Origin of the sequence: Mycobacterium sp., assembly GCF_049647605.1 — a bacterium.
Lineage (GTDB): Bacteria > Actinomycetota > Actinomycetes > Mycobacteriales > Mycobacteriaceae > Mycobacterium.
The window spans coordinates 18317-34836 of record NZ_JBARXZ010000063.1; the positions used below are offsets into that span (position 1 = coordinate 18317).

The 16520-nt window shown below is 62.2% G+C and carries 12 protein-coding genes; 6 read left to right on the forward strand and 6 right to left on the reverse strand.

The annotated features are described in order from the left end of the window. Nucleotides 1–50 precede the first annotated feature (50 nt). Genes WBB07_RS08400 through rfbA form a run of 5 tightly spaced genes read right to left on the reverse strand, consistent with a single transcriptional unit; the run spans nucleotide 51 to nucleotide 5343 of the window. Entirely contained in the window at nucleotides 51–1010 is a 960-nt protein-coding gene (locus WBB07_RS08400; RefSeq protein ID WP_526306570.1) for a hypothetical protein, read from the reverse strand. After that, nucleotides 1007–2383: an O-antigen ligase family protein gene (locus WBB07_RS08405; protein ID WP_526306572.1), complete on the reverse strand. Its 1377-nt coding sequence runs from the start codon at nucleotides 2381–2383 to the stop codon at nucleotides 1007–1009. Before WBB07_RS08405 ends, WBB07_RS08400 begins: the two co-directional genes overlap by 4 nt. 1 nt (nucleotide 2384) lies before the next feature. Beyond that, nucleotides 2385–3158, reverse strand: coding sequence for a hypothetical protein (locus WBB07_RS08410; RefSeq protein WP_526306574.1), 774 nt, complete (start codon nucleotides 3156–3158; stop codon nucleotides 2385–2387). Nucleotides 3159–3187: 29 nt separating this feature from the next. Continuing rightward, nucleotides 3188–4468, reverse strand: coding sequence for a glycosyltransferase family 4 protein (locus tag WBB07_RS08415; protein WP_526306576.1), 1281 nt, complete (start codon nucleotides 4466–4468; stop codon nucleotides 3188–3190). Continuing rightward, nucleotides 4465–5343 (reverse strand): glucose-1-phosphate thymidylyltransferase RfbA, encoded by an 879-nt coding sequence (rfbA, locus tag WBB07_RS08420; protein WP_526306613.1) that lies wholly within the window; start codon nucleotides 5341–5343, stop codon nucleotides 4465–4467. The genes WBB07_RS08415 and rfbA overlap by 4 nt, the downstream gene beginning before the upstream one ends. Nucleotides 5344–5966: 623 nt before the next feature. On the opposite strand from rfbA, the gene WBB07_RS08425 reads away from it, so the two are divergent. Genes WBB07_RS08425 through WBB07_RS08450 form a run of 6 tightly spaced genes read left to right on the forward strand, consistent with a single transcriptional unit; the run spans nucleotide 5967 to nucleotide 14515 of the window. Continuing rightward, the gene (locus WBB07_RS08425) at nucleotides 5967–7508 is read left to right on the forward strand and encodes a lipopolysaccharide biosynthesis protein (protein ID WP_526306578.1); all 1542 of its coding nucleotides are present in this window, start codon (nucleotides 5967–5969) and stop codon (nucleotides 7506–7508) included. A gap of 26 nt (nucleotides 7509–7534) precedes the next feature. Further along, nucleotides 7535–8908, forward strand: a complete 1374-nt coding sequence (locus tag WBB07_RS08430) for a nucleotide sugar dehydrogenase (protein ID WP_526306580.1) — start codon at nucleotides 7535–7537, stop codon at nucleotides 8906–8908. Nucleotides 8909–8950: 42 nt separating this feature from the next. After that, entirely contained in the window at nucleotides 8951–10228 is a 1278-nt protein-coding gene (locus WBB07_RS08435) for a hypothetical protein (protein ID WP_526306582.1), read from the forward strand. Between the two features lie 5 nt (nucleotides 10229–10233). Beyond that, complete coding sequence (locus tag WBB07_RS08440) at nucleotides 10234–11298, forward strand: glycosyltransferase family 4 protein (protein ID WP_526306615.1); 1065 nt, start codon at nucleotides 10234–10236, stop codon at nucleotides 11296–11298. Then, entirely contained in the window at nucleotides 11286–13448 is a 2163-nt protein-coding gene (locus WBB07_RS08445; RefSeq protein ID WP_526306584.1) for a heparinase II/III domain-containing protein, read from the forward strand. The genes WBB07_RS08440 and WBB07_RS08445 overlap by 13 nt, the downstream gene beginning before the upstream one ends. Next, nucleotides 13448–14515 (forward strand): glycosyltransferase family 4 protein, encoded by a 1068-nt coding sequence (locus tag WBB07_RS08450; RefSeq protein ID WP_526306586.1) that lies wholly within the window; start codon nucleotides 13448–13450, stop codon nucleotides 14513–14515. The genes WBB07_RS08445 and WBB07_RS08450 overlap by 1 nt, the downstream gene beginning before the upstream one ends. Here the strand turns inward: WBB07_RS08450 and asnB are convergent. Beyond that, nucleotides 14504–16405, reverse strand: a complete 1902-nt coding sequence (gene asnB, locus WBB07_RS08455) for an asparagine synthase (glutamine-hydrolyzing) (RefSeq protein WP_526306588.1) — start codon at nucleotides 16403–16405, stop codon at nucleotides 14504–14506. The genes WBB07_RS08450 and asnB overlap by 12 nt on opposite strands. Nucleotides 16406–16520 lie beyond the last annotated feature (115 nt).

Consider the following 16520-nt stretch of genomic DNA (forward strand, 5'->3'; position numbering starts at 1 on the left):
CGGCTTTGGTTCTGTTCGTTCTGACCGTTGGCACCATCCCTCCTCTGTCTCTATCTGGAATCCGGGGCTGACATCGGCTTTCGAGAGGGCCGGGCAAACCGAAGGCGCTGTCGGCCCATCCGCTTTTCTGTTTCCACTTTGCCTTCCGATGCGGGAGGCCAGACAACAAACGCGAGGCAGACCAAGTAGCCGAAGACAACGATGAGGGTCTCGGTGTCCCAGTTTGTTGTCTTGCGTACCCCATAGGCGATCACCAGGGATGCACTGAGAATCAAGGAACGCTTGGCGTTCTGCGGGATCAACCAGAGCAACAGCTGGTCATAGGGTATCCGCTGGGGAACCAAGGCGGCCAGGACGAGAATCCAGGCGCGCTTGTCGCGCCAGCGAACAAGCGCAAGCAGGACAAGAAAGCCAGGCACCGTGAGAATGGGCGTGAATCCCGTGTAGACCGTCATCGAGGGACTGAGCCAGTCCGCCGGCCACCACCACGGACACAGGATGAATGACACCACGACGATGGCCACACACCCGAGGCCGCGCTTCAGGTTCAGCCTCGTCAGGAGAACCGGCAATGCGATGCTGGGCTTCACCAATGCCAGCGGGAGCAGGTTCGGCAGATAGAAGGTTGCAAGTACCAGGGGCGCCCACTGTGCATTGATCAGGCAGCTGATGTAGGCCGGAGAGGCGAAGGTCAGCAGTGGCCACAATGCACCCTCCCGGGTCAGGCCGAAGGCCAGCAGCCCAGAGATCCCACCGAACACAATGGCCGCGAGCACCGTGTCGGGCGCCCAAGCCAGCGGAAGAAACAGCATTATGGTGGTCACCGGGTTCGTCGGCCACAGCTGACCGGTTTCATCTACGAGTGGTTGGGCGTACGGGTCACGTCCGGCGATGATGTCGCGGGCCGCTTGAATAGGCCAGCCCATGTCGCCGCCCCCGGCGGCATAGGCGAGGAATGCCGTCAGGACTCCGACCGAGACGGCAAGTCCCCAGCGAAATCTCCGCGTCATGGTAGGTGGCCCCCAACAGGGTCCGCTCGGGCCGGTGGCGGCGGCCTGACCAAGTAAGTCACCTGCTCTCGAGAGATCCTGAACGCAACGGCAGCGGTGGCGATCAACAGCCACATCGTCGTCCAGATCTGCACGAATCCACCCACATCGAGAAACACATTGATGCAGGCAAATGTGACAAACGAAGCAGCCAAACCGAGATAGAGATCCGCAGCGGCTCCCGATGAACCGGGCAGTGTTCGCGTGTACCGGTAGGCGCGGAACGCCAGCAGGAATGCCGTTGCCAAGAGCACTACATAGGAAACAAGTCCAACAATCCCGGCACCTGAAAGATGATGTAGGTACTGATTGTCGAAGATGACGAACCCACTGGTCCCGGCGCCTGCTGCGTAGGACCCGAACAACGAGAAGTGCGACATTATGTAACGGGCTGCCGCGACTCGGTACTGCGCCGACGGGTCGGCCCAGCCCATTCCGAGTGTCACCGAATATGCCTTGAACAACGGGGGATTGACAGCGAATACCAATGCCGCGAGCACGACACCGCTGGCGAACATGAGGAGAGTTCTCCGAATCGGCCAGTACAGCGCCATGAAGACGAAGGTGGCAAACAGACCTGCCAGCGCTGAGCGGGAAACGCTGACGGCGACGCCGCCCAGGACGATCGCGGCCGCCACCGCCCATGGCCGCCACCGTTGCCCTCCGGCGCGCAGGCTGTAGGTAAGACCAACTGCGAGAGGGAAAATCATCGCCAACACCGCAGCCAGTTCGAGCGGATGGTCAGCGCTACCCTGCGGTCTCACCACATCACCACGGAAGAGGTCGGTGTTGAGGATCTCACCCTTCTCGACCAGACCGGGCGGTTTGAGCACTGCGGCCAACTCCGAACCGGTGAAATGCGCAACTATCGCAAAGACGGCGCTCACGACGGCTCCTGCAACCAAAGCCTTGACGATTCGCCGGAGTCCGGCGTGGTCGTGAACCGCAGTGAAGAAGAAGTAGGCGGTGAGAACCAACATGATCTCGACGACAAGATCGGTGTCAGCGGGTCTGACCGGCACCGACGCCCGCGTCATTCCTATGCCATAAGCCGTCAACGTGGCTGTGAAGAACACCGCAACGACCGGTCCCGCAGCACCGAGCCGATACCCGGACCGGTGTCCGGTCAGACGGGTGAAGATGAACCAGCCTGCGCACGCGAACAGGACAAAGCGGCCAGGACCCAGCCCGAGCGGAATTCCTGGAATCACATACGTCTGCCTCAAGGAAACCAACAAGAACGCAGCGGTGGCGATGATCCACGAGCCCGTATCGCCGCGCGCCGCGACGATGTCCGAGTCCGGCCCCAGGGTGCGCCTGCGTTGCGGTAGCACATCAGTCTCGGAAGAGGTTCTCGGGAAGATCTCGATGGTCCGGGGTCAGATGCCTGAAGTCGCCGTTCAGTTCCTCGAGATGGCCGTTCCACCCTGCAGGGCTCGAAGGCTGACCTTCGCGGCGCCCTGCCGCCTCATCACGTGCGCGTGCTCTGCGCTCGAGCATCGATTCAACAGCCCAGAGCAGCAGTATCCCTGCGATGAGCACGGCCGCCGCCAGGGCAGCCGCACTCCGCACCTGGCGAAGCGCGAAAGTGGTGGTCTCCTGGGGTTGCGAAATCACCTGCAGGGAAGCCATATAGGTAGACGCTCCGGTACCGGCCTGCTCCTGCATGTCTTTGAGTACCGCGCGGGACTGGTCGATGATCGTCGCGGCACCGGCGTGAGCCGCGCCCTCGTTCGGACCTGTCACGGTGATGAAGATGATGGCGGAACGGCTCGGATCTCGGACATCACTACCGATGTTGGTCAACTCGTAGCTGCTCGCCCCAGTTCCCAAAACCGAGTCTGCAACGTCACTTCGCTGCTGAAGCGCCACCACCAGAGCGCTCGCAAGCCCCGTCGCTCTCTCCCCCAAGTTGAGCATCGGATTCGGAAAACGTTCGTCTTCCAGACTCCAGGGCGGGACGATCACCACCGCAGACCGGCTCTCCACCTGTCCCCCGGCACGAACCCATCCGCTGTGTCCCGCCAAACCGGCCATGACGAGTATGACAAGAAGGAGTACCAGTACCAGCGGTTGTCGAATCAATCTCCGCCAGACATCAACGATCATCGTTCTCCTCAATACTCGTGCCGGGGGCATCAGGATTGCGAGTCATCGGACCTCCGACGGACGGCCTCGGTCCCGACGACCTCGGCGTAGAAATCGACGAGATGCCTACGCGATGCCTCCCAGGAGAGCTCGCGTTCCACGCGCTCGCGGCCGATGCGCCCCATCCGATCACGCTCCTGCTGGTCATCGAGCAATCGGCTGATGGCAGAGGCGAATCCCGCCACATCGGTTCCGTCCACGTAGACCGCGGCATCGCCCGCGGAGAAGCGTGCTTCCACCAACTCGAAGGACACGATCGGTCGCGCCATCGCCATGTACTCGACAACCTTGTTCATCGTGGAGACGTTGTTCAACGGGTTCGGCGGATCCGGAGACAGGCAGACGTCGGCGGTTGACAGACACCGTTGAACAAACTCATCCGGCACGCGCCCGGTGAACTCCACGACGTCGGACAGACCCAGCTCTTCGCTCAAGGCCACCATGTCATCGAAGGCATCGCCGGCGCCCATGAAGATGCTGTACACATCCAGGCGGCCGAGTTGGTGGCGTAGGTGGGCAAGTGCGCGAAGTGCATAATCGACTCCGTCCTGCGGCCCCATCACACCCACATAGGCCGTGAGGAACGGCCTACCACGACGAAGTTCTGGGTCAGGTTCACGCCGCACGAATCGCGCGAGATCAGGCGCGCTGCGCACCACTGCCACCCGTTCTGGTTTCACTTTTCCCCGCTCGATGGCGATCGAGCGATAGCTTTCGTTCGTAGCGATCACGGCATCGGCTGTCGCAAAGGTCAGCCGCTCCAGGATGCGGGTGCCCCAGTAGAGTGCCCGGCCGCCGCCCGGAAACCTGGATTGAAAGAGTTCTGGCACCAGGTCGTGATGATCGAAAACGAACCGGGCACCCCGGGTCCGCAGCGCCAGTGCGACGACAAACAGAAGATCCGGAGGATTGCATGCATGAACGACATGCACAGTGGATTCACGAGTGGTCCGGACGGCCAGTCGCATGGTTTGCCAAAGCGCCACCGAATACTCACGGAGATAGCCGATCGGTCCGCCGGAGGCTGCCTTCAGCGGATAACGCAGCACGCGAACACCTTCGATTGTCACGTCTGCCTCCTGGTCCTGTCTTTCTCCCATCGGAGAGATCACCGTGACCCGATGGCCGGCGTCCAGCAGCGCTTTGCTCTCTTGCCAGACTCGGCGGTCGAAAGGGACCGAGAGATTCTCGACGAGAATCAGGACGTGGGGCGGTACCGTCTGCTCAGCGTCCATCGACGGCTGGGGACTGGTGAATCGCTCGACGGTCACGACAATTCCTCGGTCCGGTCGAGTAGGTCGAGCAGGTATTTCCCGTAACCCGATGTGTACAGGAGCTCACCCCGCACCCGTAGTTCGTCGTCGGCGATGAGGCCCGATCGCCATGCAACCTCTTCCGGCACACCGATCTTGAAGCCCTGGCGCTGCTCGATCGTCCGGACATACGAGCCGGCGTCGAGCAATGAATCGAACGTCCCGGTGTCGAGCCAGGCCGTCCCTCGCGGCAACACCTCGACCGCGAGCTTTCCCCTCTCCAGATACGCACGGTTGACATCGGTGATCTCGTACTCGCCACGGTCCGACGGCTCGAGTGCGGCCGCGATGTCGATTACCTCGTTGTCGTAGAAATAGAGCCCCGTGACCGCATACTGCGATTTGGGGCGTTTCGGCTTCTCCTCGATGGATACTGCGCGACCCCCCTCATCGAACTCGACCACCCCGTACGCACCTGCATCCGACACGCGGTAGGCAAAAATGCCGCCGCCGTCGATGTCACCGAACCGACTGAGTCTCGAACCGAGCGACGGGCCATAGAAGATGTTGTCTCCCAACACCAATGCCACCGCATCGTCGCCGATGTGCTCACGCCCGACGACGAATGCCGTGGCCAGTCCATCCGGTACCGGCTGGACTGCATAGCTGATCCGGATGCCGAACTGCGAACCGTCACTCAAGAGCCGCCGAAACGCAGCGGCGTCGCCAGGGGTGGTGATGACCAGAATGTCGCGAATGCCCGCCAACATGAGTGTGGACAGAGGGTAATAGATCATCGGTTTGTCGTACACCGGCAACAGTTGCTTACTGGTTCCGGCCGTTATGGGATACAAGCGAGAACCGGTCCCACCGGCCAGGATGATTCCGCGCATGCCTGGAGTTCGGGGTTCATCCATGACCACTGAGCCTCCACCTGCACTGCCGCCACCTGAAATGGTTTGCCAGCGGAGCCCTTGGTTAGGCGTGCGCGGCCAGATCCGCCACGCCGGAACTCCGCCCCCGCCGTGGCGACCATCGCGACCCAAGCCGGCGACGCGACCCTGATGCCCGCCGCGCCGCCGCCTCCCCCTGAGCCGACCCAACTGCGGTAAAAGTAACACGCATAGAGTCACGCCACAACAAAACGAGCAACAAACTGGTTGATCTCGCAAGTAACCCAGCGGATTCCCATATGCCCAGCTCACAGGTTCTTCATTCCCAGTAAATGCTCAGAAATACACATCTATTGCGGATTATGGCAAAACTACACATACTGACTGGAGCACTCGGGGAACTCACCTCGCAGAGCGACCCAGGGGGAGGTTCACTCCCTGCCAGGAAGAGCCAACCGGCCCCGCCCACGAACTGGGCGCCGACCCGCCCGCCTGATCCTGAACACGGCTACAGACAAGATCGGCACCCGACGTGACTTTCTCATCAGCTAAACCGAATATGGTCGCTACCACCCACGTTCACGACCGGCTCGGAGGGCCCGGCCCGGGCATGGGTCGTTCCGATGAATAGTTCACAAAAGGCCGGTAGAGTTCAGTCGCTCAAAGTCGGTGCCACTGCCCAGATCTTGCCGCTGATCGCCGGGTACGGCGCGAATCTTCTTGCCACTCCCTACATTGTGAGCCAACTCGGGTTGCACGAGTTCGGCATCTGGGCGATGACCGGTGCGATGGCACAGTACGCAGCGTTACTTGATCTCGGCGCGTCGCGCGCGGCCAACCGATATGTCTCGCTCTTTCACGCGCGCGGTGAATCCGACAAGGACCGCACTGTCGTCGGAATCTGCATCAGTCTGGCGGTCGGACTGGGAGCCACACTGTGCGCAGCCGCCTTTCTGGGCGCCGGCACCATCGAAACTCTTTTTCGCACAGGAGATGTAGCGCTGACCCGCTATCTGTTGCTCTGCTCGACGGCCATCCTGGTGTGCGGGCTCTTGGCCCGGATCCTGGCCGCCGCATCCTTCGGGAGGGGACGCCAACTTCCACCGAATATCGGATTGGCGATGTTGGGAGCGGCGCAGGTTCTGGGCGGTGTCGTCGCACTCGCCTCCGCCTCGTCCCTGCGCAGCTTTGCCCTCGGGACCACTGCCGGCGCAGCCATCGGTCTGTGTGCGGTGGCCATCGTGATCACGATCGACGAAGGCCGGATCACCATCGGCCGACCGCGGTTGCATCTGGCGCGTGAAATCATCGGATTCGGCGTGAAGAGCCAGGTGGCCGGCGCCGCCGACGTCGTTCTCTATCAATCCGGCAAGCTGATCGCAGGGATCTTGATCGGCCCTGCCGCGGCCGGCGCGTACGAACTCGGGATCCGATTGATCCAAGGGGTCCAGGCATTCGGCGGCGCCGCCGCGGTTGCCATCAACACGCACCTCACGCGGATGTATGCCACCTCAGGGATGGACGGAATACGTAGCCAGTACTCCCGATTGACGCGACGGAATGCAGCAGTGGCGATCTTCTTGCCGTTCCTTCTTGCCGCAACGGCATTCTCGGCCGTACCACTCTGGCTGGGCGAACAGCACCCATCAGTGGTCGCCATTGTCTGCGCTCTGGCGTTCGGAGTTGCATTGAATGTCTCGTCCGCCGTATGCGGCGCTGCCCTTTACGCCGTCGGCCGCGCGGGTTTGATGGGTGCGGAGGGTGCCTTCTATGCCGCCGTTTCTGTCCTCGTCGCGTTTCCGCTGGCCAACATGTTCGGCTTCAGCGGTCTGGTCGCCGCGTACGCAGGCTGGATCATCGTCGGAAACCTTGCCGGGGTGTGGTTCCTGCAGACACGCCTACGCATTCCGATGGGGGACTTCCTGCGAGCCATCGCAGGGCCGTTTGCGGTCGCCATCCTCGCTACCGCGTTGGCGGCTCCGATAAGTGTGCTGGCCTCTCCCGACGGTCGCGGCGATGCGATCACACCGTTCGTGTTGTCGAGCCTGGTGTTCTGCACTGTCTACCTGGCGCTCGGCTGGCGTCTGGACTACCTTCCCCGCTTCTCCGGACCCGCACACAAACCACCGACCCTGACATCACCAGTGACGCCCAGCACCCGATGACACAACCGCATCAGAAAGCAAGCGACATGACGACAAGCACCACGAAGGGCCCGTCCGCGAAACCTCAACGGGCACAACATTTGAAGCTCTGTGTGATCGGACTCGGCTACGTCGGCGCCGTTTCCGCAGCTTGTTTTGCATCGCGGCAGCACTGCGTCATCGGCGTCGACGTCGATCCCATCAAGCTGGAACTGTTGCGGAACGGCCAGGCACCACTGGTAGAGGAGCAGATCGCTGAGCTGACCGCTGACGTTGTTGCCAGTGGCCGACTGACCGTGACCGCGGACACCGAGGGGGCGGTGCTGGCCAGCGACATCACGCTGGTGTGCGTCGGCACACCGTCATCGACCAATGGCGGCCTGTCCACCACCTACCTCGAGCGGGTGAGTGAGCAGATCGGTACCGCGCTGTCGCTGAAATCCGCATGGCATGTTGTTGTCTACCGAAGCACGATGACTCCCGGCACCTGCGAGGAAGTCCTGATACCGATCCTGGAGCGGACGTCCGGAAAGAAGGCCGGGACGGACTTCGGGGTTTGCGTGAACCCCGAGTTCCTCAGGGAGGGAAGCAGTGTCAAGGACTTTCTGCACCCTCCGAAAACGGTGATCGGACAAAGCGACGAACGCAGCGGGACCGAGGTGATGAAGCTCTACGACGGGCTTGACGGTCCGCGTTTCCGGGTGCCGATCGGCATCGCGGAAATGACCAAATACGTCGACAACAGCTTCCATGCGCTCAAAGTGTCCTATGCAAACGAGATCGGTGCGCTCTGCGAAAGACTGGGGCTTGACTCGCACGTGGTCACGGATATCTTCATATCGGACACCAAGCTGAACATCAGCGCTGCCTATCTGCGACCAGGATTTGCCTTCGGCGGATCCTGCTTACCCAAAGATGTTCGCGCCCTGGTGCACACCGCCCGACGCAATGATCTCGAGGTCCCCGTCCTGGCAAATGTCCTGAACTCCAACGAGGCCCATCTGCGCCGTGTTGTCGATCTGGTGATCTCTCTGGGAAGGCGCCGGATCGGGATGTTCGGACTCTCTTTCAAACAAGGTACCGATGACCTACGCGAGAGTCCGATGGTGGAACTGGCCGAGCGCCTCATCGGGAAGGGCTACGACGTCAAGATCTACGACAACAGCGTGACTCTGTCGCGCCTGATCGGAGCCAACCGGGCCTACATCGAGGACCGGCTACCTCACATCGGCCACCTGCTCACCGGCGACACTCAAGACGTTCTGGAGCACGGAGAGGTGTTCATCGTCGGGTCGAAGGAACCGTCGGTCGTGGCGGCGGTCAGCCAGATCGCCGAGCACCTGACGATCATCGACTTGGTCAGATTGCCCGACGCCCAGGCGCGTCGGGCAACTGCCAACTACCGAGGTATCGGCTGGTAGCGGTGTTCTTGTCCAATCGATCACACAGCGGAAGGGGTGCCAGTGGACAGCGCTGACAGATCCGGTGAGCCGGCACCAGGTCACCCGATCCGGAAGGTGCGCGCTCTCGCGGTGCTCATCGTGGCCTACCGGTCCGTGGACAGGCTCGAGGCATGTATCAGGTCAGTGGAGACGCACCTTCCCGGTCACGATGTACACGTCTGGGACAACTCCGGGCCCGGGTTCACGGATGTGCGTCGCCTTGCGAGCCGGGTCACCGGCCCCAACTGGTATCTCGGCTCCGAGAACATCGGATTCGCCGCAGCGGTGAACAGGCTCGCAGCGATGGTGCCCGACCAGGACTTCCTGCTCCTGAACCCGGACGCGATACTCACCACACCCTTGACGTTGACACGTGCGGCGCTCAACGAGCCACTGAACGCGGCGGCCGCACCGATGACGTCATGTTCAGGTGCGGGCGGGCGGCCGGCGTTACTCTCACGCGACCAGTTGCCCTGGGACGTGGCACATCGCAGACTCACCCCGCTCAATGCCCTTGGTGGCCCGATCGGGGTGTCGCAGCGTCTCCGGGGAACAGCTCTGTCCGACCTCTACCGCAAGCAGCCAACGGATGTGCAGGGGTATCTGACCGGAGCATGTCTGGCGATCAGCCGGCAAGCTTGGGACTCACTGGGGTGCTTCGACGAAGAGTTCTATTTGTACGGAGAGGAAGCCGATTGGCAAAGACGCGCAATCGAATCAGGATGGCGAGTGCGGCTCGCCAACGAAGTGGCGGTTGTCCACAGCGCAAACGGCACGGTGGCCGGGGACCCAGTGGCCAGGAGTCGATCCGATGATCTACTTCGCGCCAGCGTGGCTTTGCAACTGGAGTACCGGTACGGAAGGCGTTCCGCCGAGTGCTACCTCGCGATCGTGTCGCTGAGCGAAGGAATCAAGCGTTTCCTGCGCAGCCGCTCCCGAACGGCTACCGCGCCCGGTGTGCTCCTGACGGTCGACGGCGGCTGCGACTCTGCCATGGTCGCCGAGAGGATCAGCATTGCATCGGCGCTGGCCAGAAACGGTTTCGCGGTGACCGTCATGTCATTGCAGCCACTAGGCGCCTTACCGATTGCGTTACCCGCATCGATCCGGTTGCTCCGGCGGCCATGGTGGTGGCCTTCGAGCCTGCCCGAGAAGACGCCAACGATCTTGATTCCCGGAATGACACAGCGCGAAAAGGCTTTTGCACGACTTTTCAACCTTCAGCGCAGAAGAACCCTCCTCACAACGAGGGCATCCGTGGACGACCTGCTCCGCACCTCGCCGGTGGGTAGCACCTGATGCGGATCCTGTGGCTGTCGCCGTGGTTTCGGCCAATCGCACGTGTGCACGCCGAGAACCTGAGGAAGCTCGGCGCCGAGGTCATGCTCGTCACGTCTGACCTTTTCCCAGAGTCCGACCGAGCCCGCCCGTACGAGACGGTACTCCTGGGTCGCCCGGTCCCCACTGCCGGCTGGCTGCCTGCGCTCGGCGCCTACCGACGCGCCCGATCCTTCCGCCCCGACGTCGTCGTCACCGAACTCCTGCGTGACCCGAGGTGGCGTCCGCTGGCTGAGCTTGCGCCGCGCGTCAGGATGATCCACGACGACAAGCCACACGATGGAACGCACACCGCCCCTTGGTGGAACAGGCTGTTCTTCGACAGGTGGGATGCGCACGCCGACGCCACAGTCGTCTTCAGCAGCTACGTCGCGGACACATTGCTCTCCGCGGGAACAGTGTCCCCGGTCTACGTGGCTCCGCTGATCAGTGATCTCGACGCCGCTCTCGTGCCGGAATTCGTCCCCGCCGAGCAGAGGAAGAACTTCACCTTGGTCGGCAGGCAGCGACCGTACAAGAACCACCGCGTGGTCTTTGCCGCATGGGAAGCGCACACCCAAAGCAGTGCGTGGCAGGGCGACGAACTGGTGGTGATCGGCGCGGGAGAGATTCCCCACCCCCTGCCCTCCCACGCCCGCTGGGACCAGAAGACCTTTCAGTACCGACAGGTCATCGATGAGCTTGCGTGTGCCAAAGGCTCGATCGTGCACTGCCGAAGCGCTTCCCAGAGCGGGGTACAGGTGCTGTCCATGCAGCTCGGCGTCACGACGCTCGCCTCGACAGCCGGAGCTCTGCCGGAGTACCAGCCGCCCGGATCCAGTACCACAGGAATCGACGACATTGCCGGACTCTCGGATGCATTGAACCGGTTGGCTGATCCGAACGAAGCGGAGCTCCAAGGGAAGACGGCGGCGCAACACTTCGCTGCGCATTTCGACTCTCATATGGCGTCCAGCCGGCTTCTCGACATCTTCGACGACGTCTGCCGGTCATCTCCGGTCCGCGCAACGAGGCGCAGATGGCTGAGCTGAGTTGGTATGTGCGGCGGTTGCGTTCCATGCCGATGCGCGAGCTTCCGTGGCGCGTGGAGAACGCGGCGCGGGGATTGGTGCCCGCGGGCGACGACCGATTCGGCGAACTGTCGTCCTCGATCGGTTCGTCGGACTGGGAACATGCACTCGCTCGTTTTCGTGCAGGCATCGATCGGCCGATCCTCCTCGACCGACGGTGCGCGTCGGGTATCGCAGCTCGCGTGCCTGCATCAGTTCTTGCACTGACCAGATCGGCAGATCAGGTAATGAATTATGCCTTTACCTATTTCGGCTATCCGGAGGTGCGCTTACCGCTTCCCGTGGACTGGAACTTCGACCCCATCGCGAACGTGCGCTGGCCCGACGCGACCGCAGCCCGGATCAATCACCGCGCCGCCTCGGGCGACGTCAAATGGATATGGGAACTCAATCGGCTGCAGCATCTGCCCTGGCTCGCCCAATCCTGGCTCTTCACCAATGACAGTCGCTACAGTGCAGCCGCATTCGAGCAGCTCGACAGTTGGATCGAACAGAATCCCGTCGGCCGCGGCATTGCCTGGCGTGGCGCCTTCGAAGCGGGAATCCGCGCCATCTCGATTGCGGTCGCGCTCCAAGGGCTGCGCGACGCGGCTGAGCTCACGGCCCGGCGCTACCAGCGCATCGTCCGCGTGCTCGCCAGCAGCGCAGGGCGGTGCTGGCGAGATCGTTCCCGGTTCAGCTCAGCCAACAATCACCTCATCGGAGAGATGGCCGGCCTTGCCACCGTGGCGATGATGCTGCCGGAACTCGCGTGTGCCCCGCAGTGGGAAAGCGATGCAGTACGCGTTCTGTGCGTGGAGGCGGACAAGCAGATCCTGCCGGATGGCTCGAGTGCCGAACGATCCCTGAGCTATCAGCTCTTCACCGCCGAGCTTCTCCACCTCGTTGCATCGATGCTGACCCAACGAGACGGGCAGGCGCCGACGCCGATCACCGCTGCGATCTCCAGAAGCTGCACCTACTTGACCGCGGTTGTCGGAGAAGGTGATCCTGATCCTCGATACGGCGATGGCGACGACGGCTTCGCGTTACGGCTCGGGCCCGAACGGACCCGATCGGTTCGAGATCATCTCAGCATCGTTTCGCAGTACGACCGGTGCCGCTTCGAAGCGGGCACAGCGGGCGCCAACCTGGACGCCAATTGGTTTCATGCGGTAGCACGACCACCGGACACGAACTCGCCTCGGACCAACCCGGGGTCGGCTACCACCACCGCAACAAACCACTTCGCCCCCGACGGGGGTTTTGTGGTGTTGCGTACCGGATCGCATCGGGTGACGATGAACGTCGGTCCGCTCGGGTATCTCTCCGTCGCAGCCCACGGCCACGCAGATGCTCTTGCCATCACCATCAGTTCAGACGGAGCAGACCTCATCTCCGACCCCGGTACCGGGAGCTACTACGGCAACTCACAGTGGAGATCGGTCATGCGCGGGACCAGCGCGCATCCAACCGTCTGCGTCGACGGCGAGGATCAATCAGTCTCTGGCGGGCTGTTTCTCTGGACCAAACACGCACATACCAGGGTCAGAGGAGTTGACCTCGCAGCCGGAATCGTCGATGCCGAACACGACGGCTACACAAGACTCAATGGTGAGGTGATCCATCGGCGTTGGCTGATAGCAGCGCCTGGTGACCGAACGATACTTGTCATCGACTCGGTCAGCGGCGACGGCGTCCACGACGTACGCGTGTGCTGGCCGCTACATCCGGAACTGGACGTGAGACGGATCGACGGGGGACACACTGTTCACCGGGGTGATCGGCAAGTGCTTCAACTCCGGTACGCGGGCACGAAGGCCACCGTCCACGATGAGACCAGGGCGGACTCCGCACAGAACATCGGTTGGTGGTCCGATCGTCTCGAATCGCGCACCCCCGCCTGGTGGCTGGGCGCATCATGCGTGGACGAGACACCCCTGGTGATCGCCACCCTGCTCACACTCGCCGACGGTGTCCAAGCATCCGATCTGCAAGTCAGGTCTTCGGGCGGCTGCATCGAAGCCAGCTGGACCGAAGCGAACACCATCCGCAGTGCCACGATCGACACCGCAGAGTCGGCGGCGGTGCGACTCCACCGCATGGACACGTCGGCTTCGGGGCGCTCCTGATGACAGACCAACGGCGAGCACTGTGGGTATCGACCAGTTTGGCCACCAGAGGCGGCATTTCGAGCTTTGTCCGGGAGGTTCGCGAAACCCCGCTCTGGCAGCAATGGGATATTCACCATGTCGCCACCCATCGCAACGGTGCGGTGGCGACCCGCATCGTCGCCTTCGGGTTCGGCTTTCTTCGCTTCATGTCCGAGTTGATCCTTCGGCGCCCCGACATAGTTCACATACATTCCTCGTCATACGGCAGCTTCTTCCGAAAGTGCATCCTGACCTGGATCTCGTCGGCGTTCCGAATTCCCGTCGTCCTACATGTACACGGTTCCGAATTCCAAACGTTCTTCATGAACGCACCCCGACCCGTTCAGGTGATCATCCGAAAGACATTGGAACGAGCCGATATTGTGATTGCACTCGGAAAGGCCTGGGCAGAGCGACTGCGTGGAATCGCCCCAGGCGCCTACATCGTCGTCGTACCGAACGCGATACGCCCGGACTCACCGGTAGACCACTACACCACTGGACCGGTAGGCGTGCTATTTCTCGGAGAGGTCGGTGATCGCAAAGGTACGTTCACCCTGCTCGAAGCATGGGCGAAGGTCATGGCTGCCGCAGGCGGCAGCCATGCCCGATTGACAATCGCAGGCGACGGAGAAGTCGAGCGCGCGCGAAGAGCAGTAGCTGCCCTCGGCATCGGGGACAGCGTCGACATCCGCGGTTGGATCGACAGTTCGGTGGTACCAGACCTGTTGTCCGAAGCCCAGATCCTTGTACTGCCCTCACAAAGCGAGGGTCAGCCCATGGCGATTCTCGAGTCGATGGCCAAGGGCATCTGTGTCGTCGCCAGCAACGTCGGCGGTATTCCGGAACTGCTGGATGGGGCTTGCGGAGTCCTGGTCCGCCCAGATGAGGTGAACGAACTCGCCGACGCACTCATCGCCGTCGTGACCGACCCGGCCTCCAGAGCTCGACACGGAGCCAATGCGCTGCGCCGAGTCCGAGAGCAGTTCGATATCGAACTCATATCGTGTCGGTTCGCCGAGTTGTACCGTCAACTAACCGAATGAGCTCACTCGGGTATTGGTCCCACTCGTCAGGAACGTGTTGAGCCATACCTCGAGCATGAGGATCGCCACCAGGAGATTCGTATCGTCGGCGCTGCCGTCCCGGTGTGTGGTAACCAGCCGCTCGACAGCTTTCCGATCGAGAAACTCTCCGTAGCGGGGGTTCGGGGCCAGCAGGTAGTCAGAGATTGCGTAGTCCATTTGAGACTGCAGCCAACTGGTCGTTGCGCCGCGAAAGAAGCCGATCTTGCGCTTGTCGATGATCCTCTGCGGCACGATCCCGCGCGCCGCCTCCTTGAGGAGATGCTTCGTTCGTAGTCGATGCACTTTGAGCGAGGACGGAATTCGCGCGCAGTATTCGACAACGTGATGGTCGAGAAACGGGACGCGCACCTCGAGTGACTGCCGCATCGAAGTGCGATCAAAATAGTGCAGCAGGGCATCGGGCAGTGCGAGCTGACCATCGATGTGCAGAGTGGCCGCGAGCGCCGGGGCCTCGGTGTGTTTCGCAATCTCCATCACCGCACGCAGAGCGGCCCGGCCATCCGATTCGGCCAGTGGGCCACGGTAGAGCGACGTCCGGAGCTCGTCATCGACGCAACCACTCATTGCGAGCAGCCGGGAGCTGGAATCCACCGCACCCAGTGTCTTCGCGAACCGGTGCAGCCGTCCGGAGCCGGCAAGCAACGTCCGCTCTCCCGCGCCACGGACAGAGCATGGCAAGCGCTGCCAGCTCTCCGCCAGCGCCGCGGCGCGGTGCTTGGTGTAACCGCCGAGAAGCTCGTCTGCTCCTTGCCCGGACAGCGCGACGGTGACGTGCTGGGCGGCAAGGCGAGAGATGGCCATGAACCCCAACGTCGAAAGGTCGGCGATCGGTTCGTCCAATGACCACACCAGGTCACTGAGCTCGACCTCCTGCTGCCGGTAGGAGAGTTCGAGCTCTTGATGCTCGGTCCCATAGAACGAGGAGACAAACCTCGCATCGGCGAGTTCATTGTTGCGTCCCGACTCAGCAAAACCGACCGAGAAGGTGCGCACCGGCGACGTCATGTGGCGGGACATCAGTGCCACGATGAGGCTCGAATCGAGACCGCCACTGAGCATCGCGCCCAGAGGCACGTCGCTCATCAGCCGCAGGCGCACTGCCTCATCGAGCTGCTCGAGCAGCCCCTCTGCCAGATCAGCTGCGCTCGAGCTCGTGTCCGCAACGGGCTTCGGGAAGCTCCAGTATCGATCGACGCAAACCCCGTCGGGGTCGACGATCAAACGCTCGCCGGCACCCACCTTCCTGACATGCGCAAATGGTGTCATCGGTGCGGGCACGAATCCCAGCGTCAGATAGGCCTCGATCGCCTCGAAGTCGAGTTCCATGTCGATGAGGCCGCTCGCAAGAACACTTTTCAGCTCCGAAGCGAATACCACCACGTCACCAACATGCGCATAGTAAAGCGGCTTCACGCCGAGACGATCACGTGCGATCACGGCACGGCGGCGACGTTCATCCCAGACTGCGATGCCGAACTTGCCGCGTAGCCGCTCCGCGAACCGCACGCCCACGTCCTCATACAGATGAGGGAGGATCTCCGTGTCACAGCGGCTCGCAAAACGATGCCCCCGACGCACGAGGTGGTTTCGAATCTCGTTGTGGTTGTATAGTTCTCCATTCTGAACTGCCCAGACGGATTCATCTTCGTTCGAGAACGGCTGGTGGCCGCAATCGACGTCGACAATGCTCAGGCGACGCGCACCCAGCGCAACTCCGGGTGCTTGATACGTACCGCGGTCGTTTGGACCCCGGTGCGTCATTGCGTCCGTCATACGGTCGAGCACGTCGGGTTGGACCACCTCGCGAGGTTGCCCACCGACCTGAACCACACCACAGATCCCGCACACCTACATGAGGTTAGCCCTTCCACAGTAAACCCGCAGCGGGACTGAACGTTTCGACCAGAAGTCGCCAAACTAGAGGTCACAGAGGCGAGACGCATTCAAAGTGCGGATCCACGCA